This is a genomic window from Synechococcus sp. CBW1108, assembly GCF_015840335.1.
Lineage (GTDB): Bacteria > Cyanobacteriota > Cyanobacteriia > PCC-6307 > Cyanobiaceae > Cyanobium_A.
On record NZ_CP060395.1, the window covers coordinates 2,441,124 to 2,463,705 of the forward strand.

Here is a 22,582-nt window from a genome sequence, read left to right on the forward strand (position 1 = left end):
GCAGGTGCAGCCATGACTCCCTGGCCCGATCGGGCAGTGATCCTCGCCCTGCTGATCACGCTGGGGCTGTGTTTTGCCCTGGTGTTTTGGAGTGTGAGGCTCAATCCCAGCCCCGAACCCCAGCTGCAATGGCGAGACCGCCAGGCGCCCCAGGCCATGGTGCAACCGCTGTGACCGGACCGGAGCAAACGCCACCCCGCCGGCTCCACCCCCTGCCACGGGGACTAGTGGAGCTCTATGGGCTACTGGCAGTGCTGTTTGTGCTGGTGCCGGAATGGATGGCCGGGGGCGCCCTGCTGGGCTTCCGGGCCAATCGCAGGGGATCCGACCTGCCGGCCGCAGCCACCGTGTGGCAGAAACTGCCGGAATTGCGCCTGGCTGCCATGGGCCTGGCCGACCTGCGCCTGCTGGCGCAGGAGCAGGGCATCGCTGGCTACGCCGGCCTAAGCCGAGACCGGCTCAGCGCCAGGTTGATCCGGCGGTTGAAGCCGCAACAAAAGCCCCAGCAGAAGCCCCGCAAAGCGCTGTGGTAATTTGCACTAGCCGGGGCGTAGCGCAGCTTGGTAGCGCACCACTTTGGGGTAGTGGGGGTCGCAGGTTCAAATCCTGTCGCTCCGATTCATTCAATATGTTTTCATTTACCCACTGAGCATCTTTCCCCAAAGATTCTCACTAACAAAGTTATGGGATTTATGGCATTGACTTTGACAATTCGGGATAGTGAAACTTAGCAATAACGACTGCCGTCCTAATACTCCAGTCGCTGGGTTCAAAAGCTCTTGGCTGATATATCTAAGTTGCTCGTGTTACAGCAACGATCCTTGCCTGTAACTGCGGTAATTCAAAAAATTCGAAGCGTGAGTTATCGTAACAATATTTGAATGTGTATATCCATCTTGCAAAATTGACAGCCTCCTCAGAACATAAAATATGCCACCCAAGTCTACGCAAATAATTAATACATTTCAAAAGTGAACCGAAAGTAAGCGTTGCACGATTCTCCCGATGTGGGTATAGGCTCGTCCTAATTTGCCTGGGTTAGTTAATTTAGGATCAACAGGCTCTTGCTCCTAAAAGGAAGACGCGCTAGGCTTTGCGTTTAGTGAATTCATTTGCCCTTCCCCCTGATCGGTCCCAATAATGCAATCTAGCTGCCCTGAACAAAAGGTCCATAACCATTCAAGCAGCCTGTATTTCTGACCACCCTCAGAAACTCACATGCCTGCCTCTTGCGCTAAGGCTCAACCCTTTCTAAGATAATTAGGTTCAGTTGGTGACGCTCGAGCGCTGCTCGCGTCTCAGTTGTTACCAGTGATTGTTTACTGCGCGCTTGCAGAGACCCAGCAATCCGCCTCGCGGTCATATGTTTTCCAACGCTGTACTTTTAGACTATCTACTTTGAGTTCACAAATTCATCTTGAATCGCATTATGCCTGTGGACTCTGGATTTTAGGGAATGCACTGGAATATTATCTACAAGGCGAACCTAGCTTCCATTGCTCACCGCTTTTCCATTATAGGATAGTTGCAGTTCATTCCCACTCAGAGTGAGCTGCTGATCAATAAAATCACGAAGGTAACGGCATCAGACTTTGGCGACCTAAGCTATTTGTTCTGTTCCAACTTATATTGCCCCTATGCCGGCCTTCAGAGATAGCTAAACTCAGCAAGTCTAAGCATATCCTGCCCATGTTCTCTGGAGCTCTAATGACGAGTGTCACAGACCAAAACAGTAACAATCTGCTCATCAACTTCTTGAGTTTAGATGTCGGGGTGTGGGCAGCTGCCGAGACGGTCAAATTGCTTGTATAAGTTGATTAGAGCGTTTAAGCATCGCCACTAATGTAGAGCTAGTGTAGTTGTCACCATACGACCTTCCCAATGTCATAAATATGATCAAAACCGTACAACCTCAATAGATAAATCATGGCCACACAAACGAGCACCGGGGTCTCACTTAAACAACTGGTAGAGTAAATGGGGTGTTTTTCTTAGGCTACACATTACCTGCTTAAAGTGTTCTGGTGCCTAGTGGGTGAATCGGCTTCTAATGTGGACTGCCCTGTAGAAGCCCAGTTGGCAGATATGGGTTCCAGAGTTCGAGTTTCCAGAGCCACGAGATTGGGTTGGTCTATAGCCGGCAGCTCAAGCGCTATCAGTGCCGTAGTGGCTGGCAATAGACCACTCTCACGGACTGCACGATCATGCAGACACCAAACTCCCACTGATCGCATGGCATCTAGCTCTCCATCTGATCGACCAGCCCCTAGCCGTAAGGCTTCCGCGCAGCGATAAACTGGAATCTTCTAGACGGAGCTCAGCCGTCAGCCTGGCGTCAACTACGACACCACCTGCTTGCTGCACAACCAGATACCGCATGCAATAACAAAGCAAGAGGGTGTTTACCTTCTGCGGAGAAAGATCCAGATCCATAATCCCTACCTTGGTTGAGAACGCCTAGGTGGCAAGCCAGCCTGAAATCAGAGAACAAGATCACCATTGTTGCGGCCTCCACCTTGAACGAGTCTGGCCATCAAATTCACGCCAGGATCACAACAGTGAAAGGCTTCAGCTCAGACGTGATCTCTGACTAGACCAAACTCCACCTCCCCTCCGGCAGCCATGTTCTCTTCGATGCACTGGCTAGTTTCCACGCCGTGATCACAGTCAACTGCCGCCCAAAGGTTGACGTCACCGGCACCGAACATCTAGATAACCTAACGCAAGTCCGGCGGATCACTATATTGCGGTTGCAAGACCATTCAGCGGTACCTCCCACGTCTTAAACTGTCGCTTTGTTGGCCTTCGGCTATGAAAAATAGGCCAAGGCTATCTTAGCGGCTAATGCTTTCGCTTAAATCATCGCTTCTAAATTGTTGGGGCGACAGACCGGATCACCAATCCAATGTGCTGCTGCATGCCGCTCACAGAAGAGGATCTCAGACTCGCTAAACTTATAGACAATTAAACTTATCCTTGATCCTTGGATGGAGTCTAGATCACCCAATCAAAAAAAAGTATAGGTTTTAATTTTTTCCCCTATTCCGTGTTCTAAGAAAAATATTACAAGCCATCTGCAATTAACTTCGGAAGCTTTTAAATAGACATGAAATTAGTAGTTTGGAAAGACTATGGCCAACTTGGCAACAGACTCCTTACTTTTAGCAGCCTAATTGCGTTAAGTTTACATAAAAACTGGTCTATTTATAATCCCTCATTTAAAATTTATTCGTCATACTTCGAGTATTTTGAACCTCAGTTTGTTCCCTGTTATAAAGCAAAAAAATCTACTAATATAGTTGATGTAATCTTTGATACTAAAATTTTTTGGTCAATCATTAACACACTCCTGACAAAAAAGCCGGTACTAAATTGCTTACGAAGAACTAACTTATTGTTTGAGGTGAATGATCTAAAAACATTAGACATGCATGATATTGAAAAACTGCTAATTGATTACAATAATTTTTTCTTAGTATGGGCTGCATGGGCATTAAATTGCGAAGAACTAAGATCTAAATATAGAGATGCTTTAGTTACTATATTTAGACCTCAAAAGTTCATTAGGGAGACTGTTGATAAAAATTTCAGTAGACTAGCATCCCAAAAGCTAACTATAGGCGTACATATCCGACGAGGTGATTACATTAGTTGGGAGAATGGTAAATATTTTTTTTCATATGAATTATATAATGAGTTAATGTTGCGCTTTGAAGATTTGTATGGTTCAAATAATGTCCAGTTCCTAATCTGTTCAAACGAACGTGTACCAAATAATTTGCTTGAGTTTAAATCCCGAGTATTCCTAAATGGATCTACAATGGATGATCTGTATACTTTAGCAAAATGTGATGTAATTGTCGGCCCCCCGAGTACTTTCTCGGAATGGGCTGCATTTTACGGGGCAAAAAAAAGGTTTGTTTTTAATGGTCTGCTTCCTGTAAAAAAACTATAAATTACTCCTTTGCAATCATATATAAATTTTTTTGTGCCAAGATTTTTTGGAAAATGACAACCCTTTATTCTTCATCCTTTTGTTGTTATACCTTACGCAATCCACTGAATTCCCCCCTTGGCAGATTGGAAAGTTATTTAACTCCTTTTACTGCAAAACCTTTTGAGTATCATGTTGTTAAATCAGGTCAACTTGTTTCTTTGAACTTGTATGGCCTAACACATCATTGGAGGCTGCTTCCTGATACGTATCCATTTTTCAATCCACGGCTTCGCGATCGACTAATAATCCGTTCACAATCACTTCTGCCTTCTACTCTAAATTTTGATGTTCCACTTTGTTCTCTTCTTGATGTAAATCAATGGCATTACTCATACTTTCATTGGTTTATTGATATTCTGCCTAGGCTTCTTTCGGTCTGTGACTATCAAGCAAAGAGCGGAAACTTCGTCTATTTACTTGTCCCTTTACACTTAAAGGAATGGCAAGTCTCGTCTCTTGGTTTATTGGGATTTACAAGTTCTAGTCTCATAAATCTTGACCAGAATATCGTAAGGACATCAATTTTAACCAGTAGCCTCATATCATCCCCTGCCGGCAGAGCACAAGGTTTACTTGGTGCGCCGTACGATTGTATGTCTCCAAATGTGATAACAAAACTAGCAGATAATCTTTCTTCTGGTACATTGTATTCGACAATTGAGTTAGAAACCCCAAAAAAATTGTATATTTCTAGAAAAGATGCCCTGTGTCGAAGAACTGTAAATGAAGATGAAGTAGTATGTTTTCTGGAACGTTATGGTTATGTTTCTGTAACTTTAGATGGGTTGCCCTTGCCCCAATTGATTGCTTTGTTTCAAAAAGCTAGTCACATTATTGCCGTTCATGGTGCTGGGTTAACGAATTTACTATTTTCGGAAAATGCAACTGTGGTTGAGTTACATGCAGAAGGTCATGGAATTCGAGCTGATTACTTTCAACTGGCCTCAATCAAGGGGCTTAAATATTTTTACTATGTCTTCCCTTCATTTAATACCGAAAATGATATAGTCGTCGATATTAAAGTACTTGAAACGTTGCTTTATTGCGTTACTTGATAACCCTTTCATTTATTCCTGTTATTGTAGTTCTCGCAATTGATTAATTTTAAGAAACCTCTGAGAAACCCGCTAAAATCAGTCCAGTTCTCGAACTGAGACTGGACCGGATGGCTGTCCCTCTCCAGCTGGGCTTCACGGACTACGAGCAGATCTACGCCAAAAAGAAGACGCGTCGCCAGCGCTTCTTGGAAGAGATGGAGATCACGATTCCATGGGAGGCATTTCTGGCCTTGATTGAACCCGTGTATCACAAGCCGTCCAGCAAAGGAGGTCGTCCGCCGATTCCTTTGGAGGTGATGCTCCGGATCCACCTGCTGCAGCAGTGGTTCACGCTTTCAGATCCCCTGATGGAGGAGATGCTGATCGATACGCCCTGCTTCCGCCGCTTCGCAGGGATCGAGACGATGGAAGGCCGGATCCCTGATGAGACCACGATCCTCAACTTCCGCCATCTGCTGGAAGAGCACCGCATCGCTGAGCAGATCCTCGAGGGTGTGAACCAGATGCTGCGCGAGAAGGGAGTGATGTTGAGGGAGGGCACGATCCTTGATGCCACGATCATCAATGCCCCCAGTTCCACCAGGAACAAGCTCAAGGAGAGAGATCCCGAAATGCACTCGGTGGCCAAGGGCAAGCAATGGTTCTTTGGAATGCGCTGCCACATTGGAGTTGATGCCGCATCTGGTCTTGTCCACTCCGTTGAGAGCACCGCTGCCAACGTGCATGAGCTGAACACAGCAGCAGAGCGGCTTCATGGGGATGAACGCCTCATCTACGGTGATGCAGGCCACATCGGCATCGAGAAACGTGACGATTTCCAGGACTGCCAAGCTGAGTTCAGAATTGCCATGAAACCCGGCCAACGCAGAGTGCTTCCAGAGACACCAGAGGGCAGGCTTCTGGATCTGATTGAGACGGCGAAAGCCCACTTCCGCGCCAAAGTGGAGCATCCCTTTCGGATCATCAAATGTCAATTCGGCTTCCGGAAGGTCTTCTACCGAGGCATCCGCAAGAACGACCTCAAGCTGAAGTTGCTCTTTGCCTTGGCAAACCTCTGGATGGTACGGGAACGGATACCTGACTCAGCGTAGTACTAGGGTTTACTATGACTTATGGTCGACTATCATCCAGAAAACAAGACAGAACGCGTTATGGAAACTGCCTGAACGACTTTGAAAGTACTGCTGTGAGCGAAAAAGGGCAAAATCTACTCAGTATGGTCTCATTCACTAGAATGAGACTAGGTTATTTTGGTTAAGCCGTCTTGATCAGAGCTTCCTTAAACGCGGCACTGAATACTAAAACTACCAATACGGGTAATTTCTTTCCAACTAAATTAGTCAGATTTAACCTAGAATCATTAGCTTTATAAAGTTCTCCTCCCATGATTGCTTTATAAGTAATTTGGCTTATATCTATCTCCGTTTTTTGTGAGCTCCTGAATTCTTTCATTTTGATGAGCTTCAACTCCTAAAGAAGATTAGCGCCGATGCGCACGAGCGTTTGTGTTGGCCAAATGAATCATTCTCCCCTCTTCATGACTCTTAAGTATTGAAATCCGGTATAATCATATGTTAAAAAGCTTGAAAAGTAGAAAAGGTATCCCGTTTTAGCTGATATCTAATTAAGGATTTGACAGATTTAATGCAGCGATATGCAGTTTCCCATGATGTGCTTTTACGCAGGCAATGTCTCATAGCCATTTTTAGGAGCCAGAGCTGTATGATTCTGTGTATACGGCCTGCTGACAAAGCGTGTCTGTATTGCCTTTGTTCAGCGGAAATTGCTCACCTTTTTGCCCCAAATCGTGCGTGGATGCTGAACAACTTGATTCCAGCGACTTAATCAGTTGTCTCAGAGCAATCCCAGATGGCCGCTATCGTTCCGGAAGTGGCTACACCCAGTTGTTCTTTTTTCATGATCCCGGTTCTTATCGTCTTGAATGAAGTTAAGAGTCCCCGTGATTTCGGCTCGTTCAATTATTCACTGGGACTAATACTCGAATGCTATTAGTCCAATATTATAGTGCGTTATCCACTTAAAGAAGCTAATTTGCAGCTCTTTAAAGTTGAATTTAAAGCCTAGTTGATCAGCATATTACTAGGCAGCCTATTTGGTTTTTTAGCTGCTTATTTGCGACTGAATCATGTTCAAAGGCTCAGCGGTCGAGACCAAGTTAGGTAGGTAGAGTTCAGGACTCTGTCATTTTAATTATTCCTTATTTAACGTTGTATTGCCGGCAATCAGTAGTATAAAATTAGTTAAGGCTACAACAAGAGCTAGATCAGTGAATAGGCTGCCCATTAGCCGCAGATGTCTGCGCAGCAGTAAGAGCATCTCAGCACCTTGGAGCTAAATAGCATCATGATCGAGACTCACCCCTCTCCGAAGGAGTTTCGCTCCTCAAGAGCCAATTTATTTTTCCTGGTGCTTTTCATGAGGAGTAAGTTGAATGTATAGCCATGGGGGCGAAGTCGCGCTAACGGTGATATTAGCAGTATTCACTGAAGGAGCAGAGAGTTGAATTGTCATGCTGTCTTGTAAGCCAGACCATCAAGCTAATCTGCACATCCATTAAAAACAAGTACAAACAGTCTCCACCGAACCACTACTTCCTCAGGTGCTTTAGACATAGCCAGCAGCTTTGACATAACATTGGTCATGTTGTCCTTGTACTGAATTTTATGATTATTAGCAAATTTCCTATTCGGGTCCAGCAAATGTATTTTGAAATCCCAGATCGGCAAGCGGCAGTGGTCAAGAACATGAGTCTATTGGCCAGCTGCCTCGATTCTTATTATCTGCCTTAGTGTCTATATGTAATATTTAGTAATGCTACATTTATGTTTTAGATTCTAGCCTTTGACATTCTTTTTGGATAATTAATATATGGTTATAGCTATTGCCCATAATGTAGCTTTTTAATAGGCCTAGTGAGGTGTAAATTGTAATTACTGCTGTATCCGTTCAGCGGGCGTGACAGCTCGCGGCGAACATCGCCCCTGCTTGAATCCTTGACGGCAGTTTGATTTCCGGTTGCATCTCAGGTAGAGGCCGCCTGTGATGAGCGCACTTCCGGCTGGAATTCCAGATGCGGACTGGCTGGAAACTTCCGCCAGCGTCAGAGCGCTGATCAACGCCCAGCAGCAGGAGATCGAGCTGTTGCGCGGCCAACTCACCTCCTTTGCCACCGAGTTGGCAAACCTGCGGGAGCGAATTGGCCGCAGTTCGCGCAACTCCTCCAAACCTCCCTCCAGTGATGGGCTGGGTTTACCGCTGCGCGGAAGCCCTTCGGGCTAGAAGCCGCCAGAGCGGCGCAAGGGCAGTGGCCGCAAGCGCGGCGGCGGCCAGCCGGGCCATCCCGGATCGGGGCCGGAGCTGCTGCCGATCGAGCGGGTGGATAAGGTGGTGGACCCCCGATGCCTGCCGCCGCTATGGTACCTTGCCCTTGGGAGAGGATCTCGATCCCCTGCGCCATCAGGTGATTGAGATACCACCGATCACACCGCTGGTGATCGAGCACCGGTTGCATCGCTTGGTGTGCCCCTGCTGCTCCACCAGCACCTGCGCGACGTTGCCGGCTGATGTGGAAGCCAGTCACTACGGCCCAAGGCTCAGTGCCCTGGTGGGCCTGCTGGGCAGTGCCTTCCCCTTGAGTTTCAGCAAGACCCAGGCCCTGCTCCAGCAGCTGGTGGGAGTGGAGATTAGCTGTGGGGCAATCGCACGGGTCCGCCAGCGCCTGAGCTCAGCATTGGCGGAACCGATGGCCCAGGCGCTTGCGGCCGCCCGTCAGCAACCGGTGGCTTACGTGGATGAGACCGGCGCCCCCACCGGCAACGCCGTAGACGCAGTCTTCCGCGAAGCGGTGGGCAACAATCCCACTGGAAAGCGGGGCTGGCAGTGGGTCATGGTCACCGCCGTGGTGACGGTATTCATCCAAGGCCTGAGTCGATCGACGGCCGCCGCCATCGAGCTGCTGGGGAACGCCTTTGGCGGGATTGTCGTGAGCGATCGTTTCTCCGCCTACAACCACCTGCCCACCAAGCAGCGCCAGCTGTGTTGGGCCCACTCAATCCGCGATCTGGTCGCCATCGCCGAACGCCCGGGCGCCAGTGCTGAATTTGGAGCGGAGCTGCTGGGCCTGCAGCAACAGCTGTTTGGCCACTGGCACAACTACAAGGAGGGAAAGATTGACTGGCCCGCCTTGCAGCAAAGCTGCCTGCCGATTCGCCAGACCTTTGAGGCCACGTTGCAGCGGGTAGTGGAGCTGGGCTACCAGCGCGGCGAGCGAACGCCTTGGGCCAGCACAGTGCGCACCTGCCAGCAGCTCCAGAAGGTGACAGGTGGGTTGTGGACCTTCCTGGAGAACGAGGGAATAGAGCCCACCAACAACGCCGCAGAACGTGCCCTGCGCCAGTCGGTGATTCAGCGCAAGATCAGTCACGGCGTCCAATCAGCCAGCGGTGCCATCTGCCGCAGCCGCCTGCTCACGGTCACCACCACCCTCAGGCAACAGGGCCGCGATGTCTGGGAGTTCCTCGAGCAGGCCTGGATCGCCCATCACCGCGGTGGGGTGATGCCGTCACTGCTGAGCGACCCCTGAGTGAAGAAGAACGAGCAAGGAAGAGTTTCTGATCGCTCAGCGGTGAGTGATCAGGCTTGCATTCGTGCGGCGGGGCGTCCCGACCCCTGGACGCATACTTACTGCTTTGGTGGTATGTTAAATCAAAATCAGCTTGAAGAATGACCTTGTGCTTCAGTCCGCTTCCTGTAAAGGCTCCTCAATAGGTGAATAACGTTGTATGGTATATTTGCAATGGAATAATTGATTTACTTAATTAAGTATCTATTCCCACCGCTTGGCATCTAGATGTCCATAACTGCACTGATTGCCGGCGTTACAGGTCAAGATGGCGCATACCTTGCCCACCATCTTTTGAGCTTGGGTTATAGAGTGGTGGGTACCAGTCGCGACGCCCACATGGCTGACAGTAGCCGGCTGGAAAGGTTGGGAATATTTGGTGATGTGGAGCTAATTTCACTTGCACCAAACGACTTCCGCAGCGTACTTAAAGTCGTGAGTAGCGTTCAACCTCAGGAGATTTATAATCTAGCAGGCCAAACCAGTGTTGGTCTTTCATTTGATCAGCCAGTTGAGTGTATTGAGTCGATCTCTGTAGCCGCACTTAACCTGTTGGAAGTAATTCGCTATCTAGGTTGCGGAATCCGATTTTTCACTGCGGGCAGCTCGGAGTGTTTCGGAGATACCGGCAAGACACCTGCATCTGAGGATACTCCGCTTAGACCTCGCAGCCCCTATGCAGTAGCTAAAGCAGCAGCATATTGGCAGGTGGCGACTTACCGAGACGCCTACGGGATGTATGCTTGCACCGGTATTCTTGCAAACCATGAATCTCCCTTGCGCCCGAGACGCTTTGTCACCCAGAAGATTATTGAAGGAGTTCAGAAAATAAAGGCTGGCGATGCTAGTCATATACGACTTGGAAATCTTGATGTTTGGCGCGATTGGGGCTGGGCTCCGGATTACGTGCAAGCTATGCACTTGATGCTACAACCGCAACATCCTAGCGATTATTTGATTGCATCAGGTACTACTACTTCCCTTCGTCAATTCGCCCAAGAAGCATTTAATATTGCTCAACTTGATATTAATGACCACCTTGAATCAGTAGATTCGCTCAAAAGACCTGCTGATCTGGCCTATTCGGCAATAAATCCCCGGAAAATTGAGATCGACCTGGGCTGGTCTTCAAAGCGCTCAATCCATGAAATTGTCACCAAGATGTACTTTAATAATTTATTCTGAGGTCCCTAGTTTGCGATCTAAAATTTATATTCTGGCATGCCTTTATCCGATGACGCTGGCATATTAACTTCTCGGTCGTGCTTTGTCAGCTTTTCTTGAATTGATAGTGACTATTTCTTTATCCAGTATACGCTAAAGCATGCGCTGCTTTGCATTTAAACCTACAGAGTTCGTCGCTTATATAGCCCTATCCCACTAGCCATAGCGAAATTTTTGATGAGCTCAAGAAACCAAGCTTGTTGTTTTGTGGCCTCTATCTATTCCATGTTTTCAATACCGACATTCTCGCCCGCGCTCACAGCAATTATTCCGTTGCTGCAACTGGAACCTATTGCTCTAACTGTGGTGGCTAACCATTTTTACTTTTAGATTACTGAGGCTAGATCAAGTTCTTGTGCTGTCAATTAATACGATTTCCGTTGTTTGCGGGATTTACCTATCCTTCTTTACTCCATTTAGTAGATAGTACCCAAACCCTGCGGTTAAATGATTTGACCGTTCACCAGTTGCATAATCAATCTGCGCTGGGTCTACGTTTTTGGATCTTTTATTGCCTCTGCACTTGCTGTCCATGCAGATCATGTTGTTTACTTTCCGGTGCGCTTCCATTTGTCGGTAATTCTTGTCCATACAGGCGTCAGTCGGTGGCTGTAAGTGCGTAAACTCCATGATCCGCGTAGACTTTGACATTTCTCTAACCGCAGTAGCGCAGGTCTTTTATCATCACATCCGGTAGATTGCCCACACTAAAGATGAATTGATCCGGCATGAGTAAGACGTGCTCAATGACCGGTTAGTGGTTTCAGCATGCCCGCTATGATCATTTGGAAGTTGCTATCGACAGCTACCTCTCCACTGTTACCATGCAAATAGGAGCCAACGGACTCCATTAGGTCAGTTCCTTTTAGAACTCTGCCCCAGTATCCTCACATGGTTACCGCACTTCCGTTGAGTTGAGCGGGAAGGGAAGCTAACCCTTGGACCCCATCCATGCCGGCACGTTTCTGTTGCAGGCAATTTGTTGAGCTTCCTCATTGTGCAGTCGTACTTCCAGATCAGGCGGCAATATGATTCACCAGTGTTTGATGCTGCCCGAGACGTTCTTTTCAATCCCGGCCTAAGACTTGCTGGTGGGCGTTGATCGCTTTTTCAATAGCTACCGATTGAGGCCATGCGAACAGCTAGGCATTGCTTTTGGCAAATCGCTATGGATTCAAGGTTACGGCTGTTGCCGGCTCAGTTGCGCGTACATGCGAAAAATTATTTTTTGGGGAACTGGTTGGCGGCTCTGCCCGGTGTTGCCGAGTAACTTGATACTCTAGTGTGGGACTGCAGGATTCTACGAGTTTCCATCACTGTTCTTACAGCGCGCTATGGCTACAGAGCTACTGCGTCTACATTGCCCTCGTTAGTCTCTATACCCTGAGCCTTTGCGTAGCCACTGCTCAGACCATCTTCGCCATCGATGCCAGTGGCGAGATCCAGGCACTTTGTCAGCTTGTGGAGAGAGTGGAGGTTGACTGTGTGCTGATGTAGGCCGTCACACTGCAAGTAACCGCCCTTTCTTCTACCTTGCCAAGCGCTGCGCCTGCCTCTTGTTTGCAGTCAAACATCGACGCCTCAAAAAGTCTAAGTGGAACACTGTTCGGGCCACCTGCGGCCGACGGTCCCCCCTTGCGCACCAGCACGCCGGAGATTAAGCGGTGCCATTACATCACTGGAGTATTTGCTTGGCAGCACCACCCTAATTACCTTCGAAGCTAAAGCATTCGAGAGGTCTAACCGCAAGACGTGCCATTCCATTGTCTCGAGTCTCCGCACTGAAGTATTGGCCCTAATCAAAGCCATTTGCCAGCTCTTGTCAATCGTGAAAAGCTAGCACCGGTAACTGATGTCCCTCTGTTTTGCGCAGCAATGCATGTGTCCAAAGCTGGTCAGTTAACCAAATATGGCAAAGTAGTTCCAGAAGAAGTCCTCAAAATTGTTTATTAGTAATTTATATATTCAGTTCATAATTCTAAAACTTGGAGATCTAGTATTTGCTTTTACTTAAGATGGCTATGTAAGACAAGTTGATCACTTGACTCACCTTGTACCATCTATGTCCTGTTTCAATTTGATGTCTCTAAACTCTCTTATCCACTACCTCAAGATCTAGTATTCCTCAAGCTCTTGGAAAATCTTTCTTGATATATCGAATATATATTTTACACTTGTTTAGTTTGCTACGCTTTAACCCCTCACATTGAACGCTTCTCAAGGGCACCTCGAAAAATACGACCAGCCCTTGCGTTGAGGCGACAATAGCTTATAATTTGGATAGTTAATTGCATACCTGGTATGGGCCAGAGAGGCTTCTGGGACGAGCAGCAGAGGGTTGAAAAGCTCAAAACTAAAAAACCTGTTCTTGAGCGACTTTCCCAGTCGATTCCTTGGGAATCATTTCGCCCACTGCTCGAAAGAGGTTATGCGCAAGAGCGGAAAAGCAATGCTGGTCGGCGGAGAATTGATCCTCTGATCCTCTTCAAAATGCTGGTGCTCCAACAGCTTTTCAATTTGAGCGATGATGACACTGAGTTCCAGGTAAATGATCGCCGTTCTTTTGAAGAGTTTGTTGGCTTAGGCGTAATGAACGATATTCCCGATGCTACTACTATCGCCTTTTTTAGAGAAAGGCTTCGTAAGGCTGGGGTAATCGAAGAGCTGTTTGAAAAGTTTGAGGCCTATCTCCGGTCCCAAGGCCTCGAAGCCCGTGGCGGGCAGATAATTGATGCAACGTTGGTTCCAGTGCCACGGCAGCGGAATAGCAGAGAAGACAACAAGGAGATTAAAGAGAATCGCATGCCTGAAGGATGGGACGAAAACCCAAATCGATTGCAGCAAAAGGACTTAGATGCGCGTGGGTTAAAAAGAACGGCATCAATCACTATGGCTACAAGAACAGTATCTGTATCGACGTTGAACATGGATTTATCAGACGCTATGCCGTGACACCGGCCAATATCCATGACAGTCAGATGCTGCCGATGCTCCTCGATCCTGAGAACACAGATGATTATGTTTGGGCAGATTCTGCCTTTGCAGGCGAGCGCTTTGAAGACCTACTGGATCTTGGCGGTTTTGAAAGTTGCATTCACGAAAAAGGCAGCCGCAATCACCCGCTAAGCGACGCAGCCAAAGAGCGAAACCGTATTAAATCAGCAATTAGAGCTTGTGTGGAACATGTTTTTGGCTGCATGACCATGTCTATGGGTGGCAAGATGACTAGAAAGATTGGGCTTGAGAAAAACAAAGCATGGTGGGGTCTCAAGAATCTGACATTTAACTTCTTGCGATATCTTCTAAGAGCAAATCGTGCATTTGCACTCGCATGAGTAATAATTTTCATGAGGCTGCCTGATTCAATTTAGTCGTTTTGTTGTGCAAATTATTAGATCGTTTGGCGCCGCAAGGCGTTTTTTTTGCAAGCGGCTGTAGGTGTGAAATTCTTGATTTTTCGAGGTCCCCTTAAGCTTGGTAAAAAGCTAGACCCTTTTCGCGTTTTCTTATTGTGAGTATCGTTCAGCCCACTTTGTACGCCCAACCTGCTGTAACTGCTGGTATTTAATTAACATGTTAAATATATCTTTTGCCAAGACTAAATTCTTCAAGGATTTATTGTCGCCTTGTTTTAGTAATCAACCTGCTGCCGCATTGATCAGGAAAACTGCGCGACAACAGTGGCGTCTAATTTCTACCAACCTTATAAGTTCTGTTTCTCAAGCTTTTTGTGAAGCATCCACATTAGGGGTTATTTTTTTGGCGGTTGAGGTTCTGTCGGCGCCTTCAAGCGGTTTCAATTGGAACGCAACCCCCTTGGTGGCTTGGCCGCCAGCAGTTTTTTTTCTGAATAAAATACCGGGAACATCTCTGTTTCTACTGCTTTTGGTGCTTGCAGTTCTTCTTAAGGCAATACAGGGTTTTTCTGAATATTTTAACAATATTAGTATTTCCTACTTTAGTGCAAGATGCAGAGCTTTGATTACCGGAGAGATTCATTCTCGTGTTTTATCTTTCGACTTTCCATGCGTCAGTAAATACAAGATAGGTGATCTTGCTGACTACACCAGAGAAGGCCCCGAGGCAATAAGGATTCAGATCGAGGTCATCAGTAACCTGATAGTTGGCATCCTTCTTGCATCGACATATCTCTTTGTATTGGTTAGATTGTCGCCATGGCTGTTATTAGCCGTTTTGGTGTTGGCAACTTGCATCTCTTTTATCCAAAGTCAATTATTGCCAAGGATCCGCGTAGGTTCTTCTAATCTCGTGCACACCCAAGTTGATGTTAGCAGCCGTCTCACTGAAGATTTTCAAGGGATTCGCCTACTTCATACCAGTGGCCAACTTGGTGTAGCAGTCAATCGCCTAAGAAGTAAAATGGCCTTGCTCGAGTTGCAGTTTCGGCAACAAGCAAGACGCTTAGCTGTTGTAGCACCAATCTCAGGTTTCCTTCCCATCTTGGCTATTGCCTTTATTGCTGGCTTTAGCGTTTTCTTGCTAGGAGACAAGACAAGTATGTTGGCTAGCCTTGTTACATTTGTCCTAGCGCTGCAACGGTTAACCCAGCGCTTGAGTATGATTGCTGGTACTTTAAATCAAAGTGCTGACAATAGTGGCAAATTAACGCGATTGAATCAAATACTTTCTCCTATTGACAAGCAATTCCGTCGCAGTGGCGGAATCCCTTTTGTAGAGATTCGTCAGAGTATTAGCTTCAATCAGGTTGGCTTACAATACTCACCCGATTTGCCAGCTTCCCTTATTGACATTTCCTTTTCCTTGCCTAAAGGACAGACGTTAGCGCTCGTGGGACCAAGTGGAGCAGGTAAGAGCTCTATAGCTGACATGATAACCGGTCTTTATGCACCCACCAGCGGAAAAATACTTATCGATGATGTCGCCTTAGATCAGTTAGATCTAGATTCTTGGCAGCAGCGATTGGGGGTTGTTAGCCAGGATACTTTTCTTTTTAACGCTACAATAGCTGAAAATATCTCATTCGGTACATCTGGCGTAACCATGACCAAACTTAAAGCAGCATGTGATGCAGCCCAGGCAACAGGCTTTATTGAAAGTTTGCCACTCGGTTACAATACTGTGGTAGGTGAACGGGGGTACCGCTTGAGTGGAGGTCAGCGACAACGTTTGAGTCTGGCACGGGCGATTCTTCGAGATCCAGAGCTGCTTATCCTTGACGAGGCAACGAGCGCACTTGATTCCCAAAGCGAGTTATTAGTTCAACAGGCAATTGAGAAATTTCAGCGCACCCATACGGTTTTGGTTATCGCCCATCGACTTAGCACTATTACTCGCGCCAATGAAATTCTAGTTCTTGATCGTGGTCGAGTTATTGAGAGTGGATCTCATGAGCAACTACTAAGAAAGCATGCATTGTATTATAATTTATGGTCCCAGCAGACATCATAGACTTATACCATTTTCTAAGAAGCATTTTCATCTGCGTGTGATATAACTATTCTGCTAGCCGCTTTCCTTCTTTTAACTCCCTTGCTAAGTTCAAATGGATCTTTTCTGCTTTGTTGTCACCTAGTGTTTAATATCGGGGCAAGCCTTTGTCTGGGGCTGCTATGCGCAATTCATCGTCTATTCCGCAATCTTCCAAATTACTATTTACCTCGTATATCCTGCTGGTCTCCTTTTAGAGTTAATACTTCCGGCTAAATGTATCTTTAACGCATAATCAGCTCACGGCTAAGTAGGTGTGTTTTCCATTTGCTCCGGGTTGAATTATTTAGCTTTGGTTTTGTCCGCATGCCTCGCCACAATCTCTTGGCATCTCCGCTCGAAACCTGGGTCGCTGTAATCGAGCTGATCAGCTTTCAAAAGGAGCTGAAAGCCAGGCTGCATTTGCACGTCATTACGCGCGAGGGCTTGTGATTTTTGACGGCTATCATGGCCAATTAGCTCTTCGGAGAAACCTTTCGTCTTGATTATCAAGAGTTTGCTTCTTCGGATGGAGCGTGTTGCTAAGGGCTATCGCGAGACATTCAATTAGCTCTGCAGTACCTTTGGGGTCACCCCACCATCTTTCTCGTCCTCCGACTGCTACTCTCTCACTTCGATCTCGTAAAAAATTCGAGAATCTGTTGAAATCTTTCTGAATTATGGCTAACACTTAAGGGTGTGTATCTTGTAATTACCTGACCCTCCTGGTAGATGAATCAACTAAATGACATTTATAAAATATTCGTGTTCAACCCTGTACGCAGTTAATATAATAATACTCCAAGCGTGTAGAACAACTAAGTCAGTTTATCTAGCAGTGCTTTCAGCAGGTCATTCAGCAAGCAGCGCGACAAGGCGCTGCTGAGGGCTTAGGAAACCGAGGGCCATGTGACAGCTGCGCCGGTTATAGAGCCCTAGGTGCGAGGAAGCCACCGCTTCCGCTCCTCCGTGGTCTGGAATGGCATCCCACAGGACCATTCCCGGCAAAGGGTCTGGATGAACGATCGGCCTTGCCGTTGGTGCGGGGCGTGTATGGCTTGGTGCGGATGGCTTGAGAGCGAGGGTCTTGCAGGCTTTGCGCTAGGCACCCGAGCGGTAGGCAGAGCCTTTGTCTGAGAGGACGCGCCGGCAGGTGGTTCCCTGCTCGCTGAACCAGTCGACAGCCCGAGCCAGGAAGCCGACAGTCGTGACCTTCTGCCCATCCGGAAGCACCTCGACATTGTGCAGTCGTATGGTGTCGTCAATGGCGACATGCACCTTCTTGTATCCAGCGCCCCTCGAACAGCCTTTACGCGTGTCGCCGGTGATGCGGTGGCCAACCCGCTAGAACCTGTCAGTTGTTTGGTGTCGACATGGATCATGTCGCCCGGCTTCTCCCTCTGCTACCGCTGCATCGAGGGCAGCTTCGCACAAACGCAAGCGCTTGGGTTCCAGGTTCCGCAGCCGCCCGAGCACTAGGGCCTTCATGACCCGTCCCGCCGGGCTGCGTCCCTTTGCGTGGTTTAAATTCTGAGGCCCGAATGCCCTGATTAGAGGGTAAACAGGGTGGAATGACTGGCTGTCATTCCGGAAGCGCAAGTAAGCCTAGTTCATCCACGATGAATCGGGACGATTGACTTGTCAAGTTTGCGTTAAATCGTGGATGTGTTGAGAGCGGCAGAAGTTTTCTTTGCAGCCCAGGGGGTTCCAGCACCGGCCCCCAGGCGGCGATCGAGGCCGCTGCGCCCTGAGGGGGCGCTGCAGGCTCGACCACCTGGGACCTGCGTGTGCCCTTCTCAGGTATCGGATATTTGCAGGGCAGGGAGTGTCTCCAGATCCGGGATGGCGGCCATGCTCTCGGCGGAGAAAATGCGACGGCCCTCCAGCTGCCAGTGCTCGTGCTGCTCCAGCAGCACCGCGCCCACCAGCCGGGTGATGGCGGCATCATTGGGGAAGATGCCGACGACGTGGGTGCGGCGTTTGATCTCACCATTCACACTCTCCAGCAGGGCCGCCTAAATGTGTGTCCACGTGCTGGTGGCGGGGCCTGACAGCATTGGCTTCGGTCGGCGCGAATGGGCCACCTCCATGCCCCAAATCCCTGACGCAGCAGCTGATCAGCTTGATTCCAACGACTTAATCAGCTTTTTCAAGGCAATCCCCGACGGACGTTTTCCCCGTGGTGTGCGCTACCCACAGTGGTTCCTGTTGTTGGTGGCGATGCTCGGCATCCTGAGTGGCAGCAGGAGCTCCCGTGATCTGGAGGCGTTTGCCAAGCGGCTTCGGCAGGAGTTCAACCAGGCGCTGGGCCTGGATTTCAAACGCTGGCCGTCGGACGCCACATTCCTGTACCTGTACCGCTTCGCGGAAGCCTGACGGCTACAACAAAGTCCACCTGCAGACCTTTGGCGATGTCTTTCAGGCCTGGATGATCAGCCAGATCCCAGTCGTGACAGAGGGTTTAAAGCAGTTGGTGTGCGTAGCCCCGGCTTCCGCGCAGCGGTTGGAAAGACGCTCAGATGCACAGCGGTGGACACGGAAGACGGCGCTCACCGGTTTGTGGCCCAGGTCACGGTCTATGCCCGGGCCCTCGGTGTCGCCCTGGCCCAGAAGGCCTACGACACCCACGAATCCAGCGAGAGGGCTGCACTCAAAGAGCTTCTGAGCACCCTTGAGCTGGAGGGCACCTTGATCCAGGCGGATGCTCTGCACACCACGCAAGCGTTTTTCGCTGGTGCCTCGCCAAGGGGGCCGACGTGCTCTTGACGGTGTAGCCGAAGGCTTCTCCGAAGGAGTGAGGCAACCAGAAAACCCTGCTGCGCCAGATCCAGTGCCGGTTTCAAGGTAAGCGTCAGATCCCTTTCACTGCAACGGCTCAGAGCAAAAAACATGGCCGTGAGACTTTATGGGAGATGCGGGCCCTAGCCGACGGCTTCCGCGGAGCGGTAGGAAGCCCCGGAACACATCAAAGAGAACTGGCCTGGCGTCAGCTGGATTATCGAGATGATCAGCACCACCGTGACCCGCAGAGGCCATCAGCCGCCACAGGCCCACTAGTTCCTCACGAGCCTGCGGACCAAGCCAGAAGCGCTGCTACGACTAATCCGCCAGCGCTGGAGCATTGAAAACGAGTGGCACTGGCCGCGGGATACGCAACTGCACGAGGACGCCCACCGTTACGCCAACCGCAAGGGTGCGCCGCTGTTTGCGTTCCTGCGCACGGTGGTGATGAATCTGCTGCGCAACGGCGGCTACCGCTCAGTTCACGCTGGCCAGCAGGAACTGAGCCACAACATCAGGGGAATGCTCGCCCTGGGAGGCGTGGCAGCAATCACGGGATGAAATTACTTTTAGGCGGCCCTGCCCGCTCCAGCAGGTTGGAGCTCCAGACCTTGCGCCAGTGCTGCTGCGGGAAGTGGCGGAAGGCCAGCACGTCCTCCCGGGCCTCGTGCATCAGCTCAGCGGCTTTGGGAAAGCGCTCGATCAACGAAGCGGCCAGGTCATCCCAGCGGCTGAGGATCTCGCCGGCGTTCTCCTGGGCGAACACACTGCGCAGGGCAGCGGTGACCATGCCCTGGTGGGCTTTGGGGACGCGCTGCAACAGGTTTCTGGCTAAATGAACGCGACAGCGCTGCCAGACGCAACCCTGCAGCTGCCTGCGGATCGCCTTGGTGAGCCCCACGTGGGCGTCGGATATCACCAGTTTGACCCCAGTGAGGCCACGCTCCCTGAGCGAGGCTAGGAACTCACTCCAGAAGCCCTCAGTCTCACTGTCGCCCACCTTGAGGCCCAGAAACTCTCGGCGGGTACTGGAGCCGAGTCTCTGCTGCAGCACGTGCGTGATCGCTGGAGCATCGAGAACTCCTAGCATTGGCCCCGCGACACCTAGCTGCGGGAAGACGCGAACCGGTGCCGCGAGACAAACGGCATGCAGATCATGGCCACGCTCCGCAGCCTGGCCATGCAGACGCAGTCGGCCGGGAGGCCATAGGCCCTGCGAATCGATAGCTTCTGGTCGATCACCGAGGGGCTGGGCGCCCTAGCTCATGACATTTCTGGTTTGCTGTCACTGCTGGTCTGGCAAAAACCAGCTCAGGTACAGAATTCTGCCTTACTTTTAATCAGCCCTAGGAGTGTGTCGCTCGTAGCGCCGCCGCTCACGCCATCCAGCGCAGCTCGGCACTTCTTTCTTTACCGTCTTCCTTTGAATTTCGGACGCGGTTCGCTGACTTCTGCTCAGCCGTGGGGGTCTGCCCCCCTATCCCGTTGCCATCGCCTCCTGCAGCCTCTGTTTCTTCAGGTGGCGCCACAGCTTGTTGAGGTTGTGGGTTGTTCCCCAGAGCATCCATTCCCCATTCACCTTGGCCAGCCCGCGCAGCAGGAAGCGCCGCAGCCCTCGCACTTCTTTGGTTTGACCAAACACCGGCTCCACGATCGTTTTGCGCTTGGCGTAGATCTCTCGGCCTTCTTTCTTGCGTAGCTTGCGGGCCATCTTGCCTTTGGCATCCAGCCCCTTGGGGATCGGGCCATAGATCGGTGGTAATGGCTGACCGTGCGGCAGCCTGCCCGTCGCGATGTGGGGGTCGGTGCCTCGCTTTTCGCAGGCAGAAACGTTGTCCTCACTCCAGTAGCCCGCATCAGCAATGAACGTCCTGGGCACCTGGGTGGTGTTGGCCATGGTGCGCTCCAGCATGGGCACCAGGTGCTCTGGATCCGGCGGTTGGTTGCTGACGCCCATCGCCACGATCACCTGGTGATCGCCATCGACGGCCGCTTGGCAGTTGTAGCCCTGCAGCAGGTTGCCGTCGCTTTTCATGATGTGGCTGTCTGGATCCGTGTAGTTCCGCTGCGCAGCGGCTGTGGGGCTGCCATCGGCCCGATGGGCCAGGCCGCGATAAGGCATGGCGTCAGCCGGCTGAGGATCCAATCCTTCCGGCTCAAGGCCTGCCTCCTGGGCCTTCTCGATCGCTAGCTCCTTGGCGGCCTCTGCTTTCTCCTGCGCCTTGGCTGCTTTGCCAGCCAGCTTCTGCTGTTCGCTGGCATCCGCTACTGCGGCATCGGCAGCAGCAGCAGCATCCGCCACCGCAGCTTCTGCCTCTGCTGCCTGCTTGGCGCGATCACGGGCAGCGGCGGCCGCTGCTTCTGCCTCCAACGCTTGTCGGGCATGGCGGATCTTCTTCAGCCGGTCCTCGCGCCGCCGCAGCTCCTTGGGCAGATCACTGCCCAGCTTGCCTTTGCCGTACTTGCCGTCTTCCTGCGCATCAAGGATCTCGGCCCGGCGCATCAGCTCCTTGATCTCCTTCTCGAGCTGCGCCTCGGCTTTGAGCATCCGCTCGTGGCTCATCGCTTTGTGTTTGGAGGCATTGGCCTGCACCTTGGTGCCGTCCAGCGCCACATGGCCCAGGCTGACCATGCCGGCCGCCTGACAGAGGCGCAGGATCTGAACGAACAGCTCGCTCAGGGCCTCAAGGTTGCGGCGCCGGAACTCACTGATCCGGCTGTGGTCCGGCTGCTGGTTGCCGGTAAGCACCCGGAAGGCCAGATCCTCGTAGCAGGCCCGCTCAATCTTCCGGGAGGAGACCGTGCCCACGCAGTAGGCGTAAAGCAGCAATAGCGTCATCATCCTGGGGTCGAAACCCTTCTCGCCACGGGGATCTTTGCTCTGGGCAGGGATCACGATCGCCGACAGATCCAGCTCATCGACCAGATCGAGCAGGAAATACACCTGATGGTCAGCGGTCAGCCAGTCACTCGGTGAGGCCGGCAGCAAGGAGGTCTGCTCCGGCTGCCAGGGACGAAAGGTCTTGCGCTTCTGCATGCCCCATTTTATCGCCCAGATCCACTGCTGTCACTGGGATCAGGGCAGATTTGGATACGTCTGTGGAGTGTCGCTGGGTGATCTACGCGCAACAGCCTCCTAGGGGGGCTCGGCAAGCCAAAGCAATCAAGAATATGAATGTTATGGTACGAAGCGGGATTCTTAATTGTTCGACGTGACTTTGAATGCTGCCTAGAGAGGATAGTCCTTTCTACTAGGCAGTAAGCACGCCTAGAGCATAACCTCTTTAGTTATTCATTGTAATATATATCAAGTATTATTATTCAACCTATGAATCTTTTTATCTCCAAAGTGTGAATCTCTTGTTAGCTATTATTCCATAAGATACGATATTAATGCTCAATATTTTGCCGGATTATCAAAAGTCAACTTAT

At 50.1% G+C, this 22,582-nt stretch carries 15 protein-coding genes, 1 tRNA gene and 3 pseudogenes; 16 read left to right on the forward strand and 3 right to left on the reverse strand.

Annotated elements, in window-relative coordinates; all coding sequences use genetic code 11:
• Positions 1–12: 12 nt before the first annotated feature.
• From H8F27_RS13280 to H8F27_RS13335, 13 genes are all read left to right on the forward strand, one after another.
• Entirely contained in the window at positions 13–174 is a 162-nt protein-coding gene (locus H8F27_RS13280; RefSeq protein ID WP_197148657.1) for a hypothetical protein, read from the forward strand.
• Positions 171–533 (forward strand): hypothetical protein, encoded by a 363-nt coding sequence (locus H8F27_RS13285; RefSeq protein ID WP_231596277.1) that lies wholly within the window; start codon positions 171–173, stop codon positions 531–533. The genes H8F27_RS13280 and H8F27_RS13285 overlap by 4 nt, the downstream gene beginning before the upstream one ends.
• Positions 534–544: 11 nt before the next feature.
• Positions 545–618 (forward strand) — tRNA-Pro (locus H8F27_RS13290).
• Positions 619–3,106: 2,488 nt separating this feature from the next.
• Complete coding sequence (locus tag H8F27_RS13295; protein WP_197148658.1) at positions 3,107–3,955, forward strand: alpha-1,2-fucosyltransferase; 849 nt, start codon at positions 3,107–3,109, stop codon at positions 3,953–3,955.
• Positions 3,956–4,008: 53 nt separating this feature from the next.
• Positions 4,009–5,052 (forward strand): DUF563 domain-containing protein, encoded by a 1,044-nt coding sequence (locus H8F27_RS13300; protein ID WP_197148659.1) that lies wholly within the window; start codon positions 4,009–4,011, stop codon positions 5,050–5,052.
• A 110-nt stretch (positions 5,053–5,162) separates the two neighbouring features.
• On the forward strand, positions 5,163–6,146 hold the full coding sequence (locus H8F27_RS13305; protein ID WP_197148660.1) for an IS5 family transposase: 984 nt from the start codon (positions 5,163–5,165) through the stop codon (positions 6,144–6,146).
• Between the two features lie 1,972 nt (positions 6,147–8,118).
• Positions 8,119–8,355 (forward strand): DUF6444 domain-containing protein, encoded by a 237-nt coding sequence (locus tag H8F27_RS13310; RefSeq protein WP_197148661.1) that lies wholly within the window; start codon positions 8,119–8,121, stop codon positions 8,353–8,355.
• Positions 8,315–9,658 (forward strand): IS66 family transposase, encoded by a 1,344-nt coding sequence (locus H8F27_RS13315; protein ID WP_255517701.1) that lies wholly within the window; start codon positions 8,315–8,317, stop codon positions 9,656–9,658. Before H8F27_RS13310 ends, H8F27_RS13315 begins: the two co-directional genes overlap by 41 nt.
• Complete coding sequence (locus H8F27_RS13320) at positions 9,659–9,802, forward strand: hypothetical protein (RefSeq protein WP_197148668.1); 144 nt, start codon at positions 9,659–9,661, stop codon at positions 9,800–9,802.
• Between the two features lie 123 nt (positions 9,803–9,925).
• On the forward strand, positions 9,926–10,882 hold the full coding sequence (locus H8F27_RS13325; RefSeq protein ID WP_197148670.1) for a GDP-mannose 4,6-dehydratase: 957 nt from the start codon (positions 9,926–9,928) through the stop codon (positions 10,880–10,882).
• 2,340 nt (positions 10,883–13,222) lie between these two features.
• Positions 13,223–13,873 carry a transposase gene (locus H8F27_RS17700; RefSeq protein WP_231596278.1) on the forward strand — a complete coding sequence of 217 codons (651 nt, stop codon included), beginning with the start codon at positions 13,223–13,225 and terminating at the stop codon, positions 13,871–13,873.
• Positions 13,834–14,256, forward strand: a complete 423-nt coding sequence (locus H8F27_RS17705; RefSeq protein ID WP_231596682.1) for a transposase — start codon at positions 13,834–13,836, stop codon at positions 14,254–14,256. Before H8F27_RS17700 ends, H8F27_RS17705 begins: the two co-directional genes overlap by 40 nt.
• A gap of 238 nt (positions 14,257–14,494) precedes the next feature.
• Positions 14,495–16,351, forward strand: a complete 1,857-nt coding sequence (locus H8F27_RS13335) for an ABC transporter ATP-binding protein (RefSeq protein WP_197148672.1) — start codon at positions 14,495–14,497, stop codon at positions 16,349–16,351.
• A 1,814-nt stretch (positions 16,352–18,165) separates the two neighbouring features.
• Here the strand turns inward: H8F27_RS13335 and H8F27_RS13345 are convergent.
• Positions 18,166–18,375: pseudogene (locus H8F27_RS13345) on the reverse strand (transposase); the annotation flags it as partial.
• A 25-nt stretch (positions 18,376–18,400) separates the two neighbouring features.
• Here H8F27_RS13345 and H8F27_RS13350 point away from each other — a divergent pair.
• From H8F27_RS13350 to H8F27_RS18325, 3 genes and pseudogenes are all read left to right on the forward strand, one after another.
• Positions 18,401–18,745, forward strand: coding sequence for a transposase family protein (locus H8F27_RS13350; RefSeq protein ID WP_197148674.1), 345 nt, complete (start codon positions 18,401–18,403; stop codon positions 18,743–18,745).
• Positions 18,746–18,898: 153 nt separating this feature from the next.
• Positions 18,899–19,135 (forward strand): hypothetical protein, encoded by a 237-nt coding sequence (locus tag H8F27_RS13355; RefSeq protein WP_197148676.1) that lies wholly within the window; start codon positions 18,899–18,901, stop codon positions 19,133–19,135.
• A 354-nt stretch (positions 19,136–19,489) separates the two neighbouring features.
• Positions 19,490–19,546: pseudogene (locus H8F27_RS18325) on the forward strand (transposase); the annotation flags it as partial.
• Positions 19,547–19,733: 187 nt separating this feature from the next.
• Here H8F27_RS18325 and H8F27_RS13365 read toward each other — a convergent pair.
• Positions 19,734–20,171 (reverse strand): annotated as a pseudogene (locus tag H8F27_RS13365) (transposase); the annotation flags it as partial.
• A 456-nt stretch (positions 20,172–20,627) separates the two neighbouring features.
• Positions 20,628–22,187, reverse strand: coding sequence for an IS1182 family transposase (locus tag H8F27_RS13370; protein ID WP_197148363.1), 1,560 nt, complete (start codon positions 22,185–22,187; stop codon positions 20,628–20,630).
• Positions 22,188–22,582: the final 395 nt, after the last annotated feature.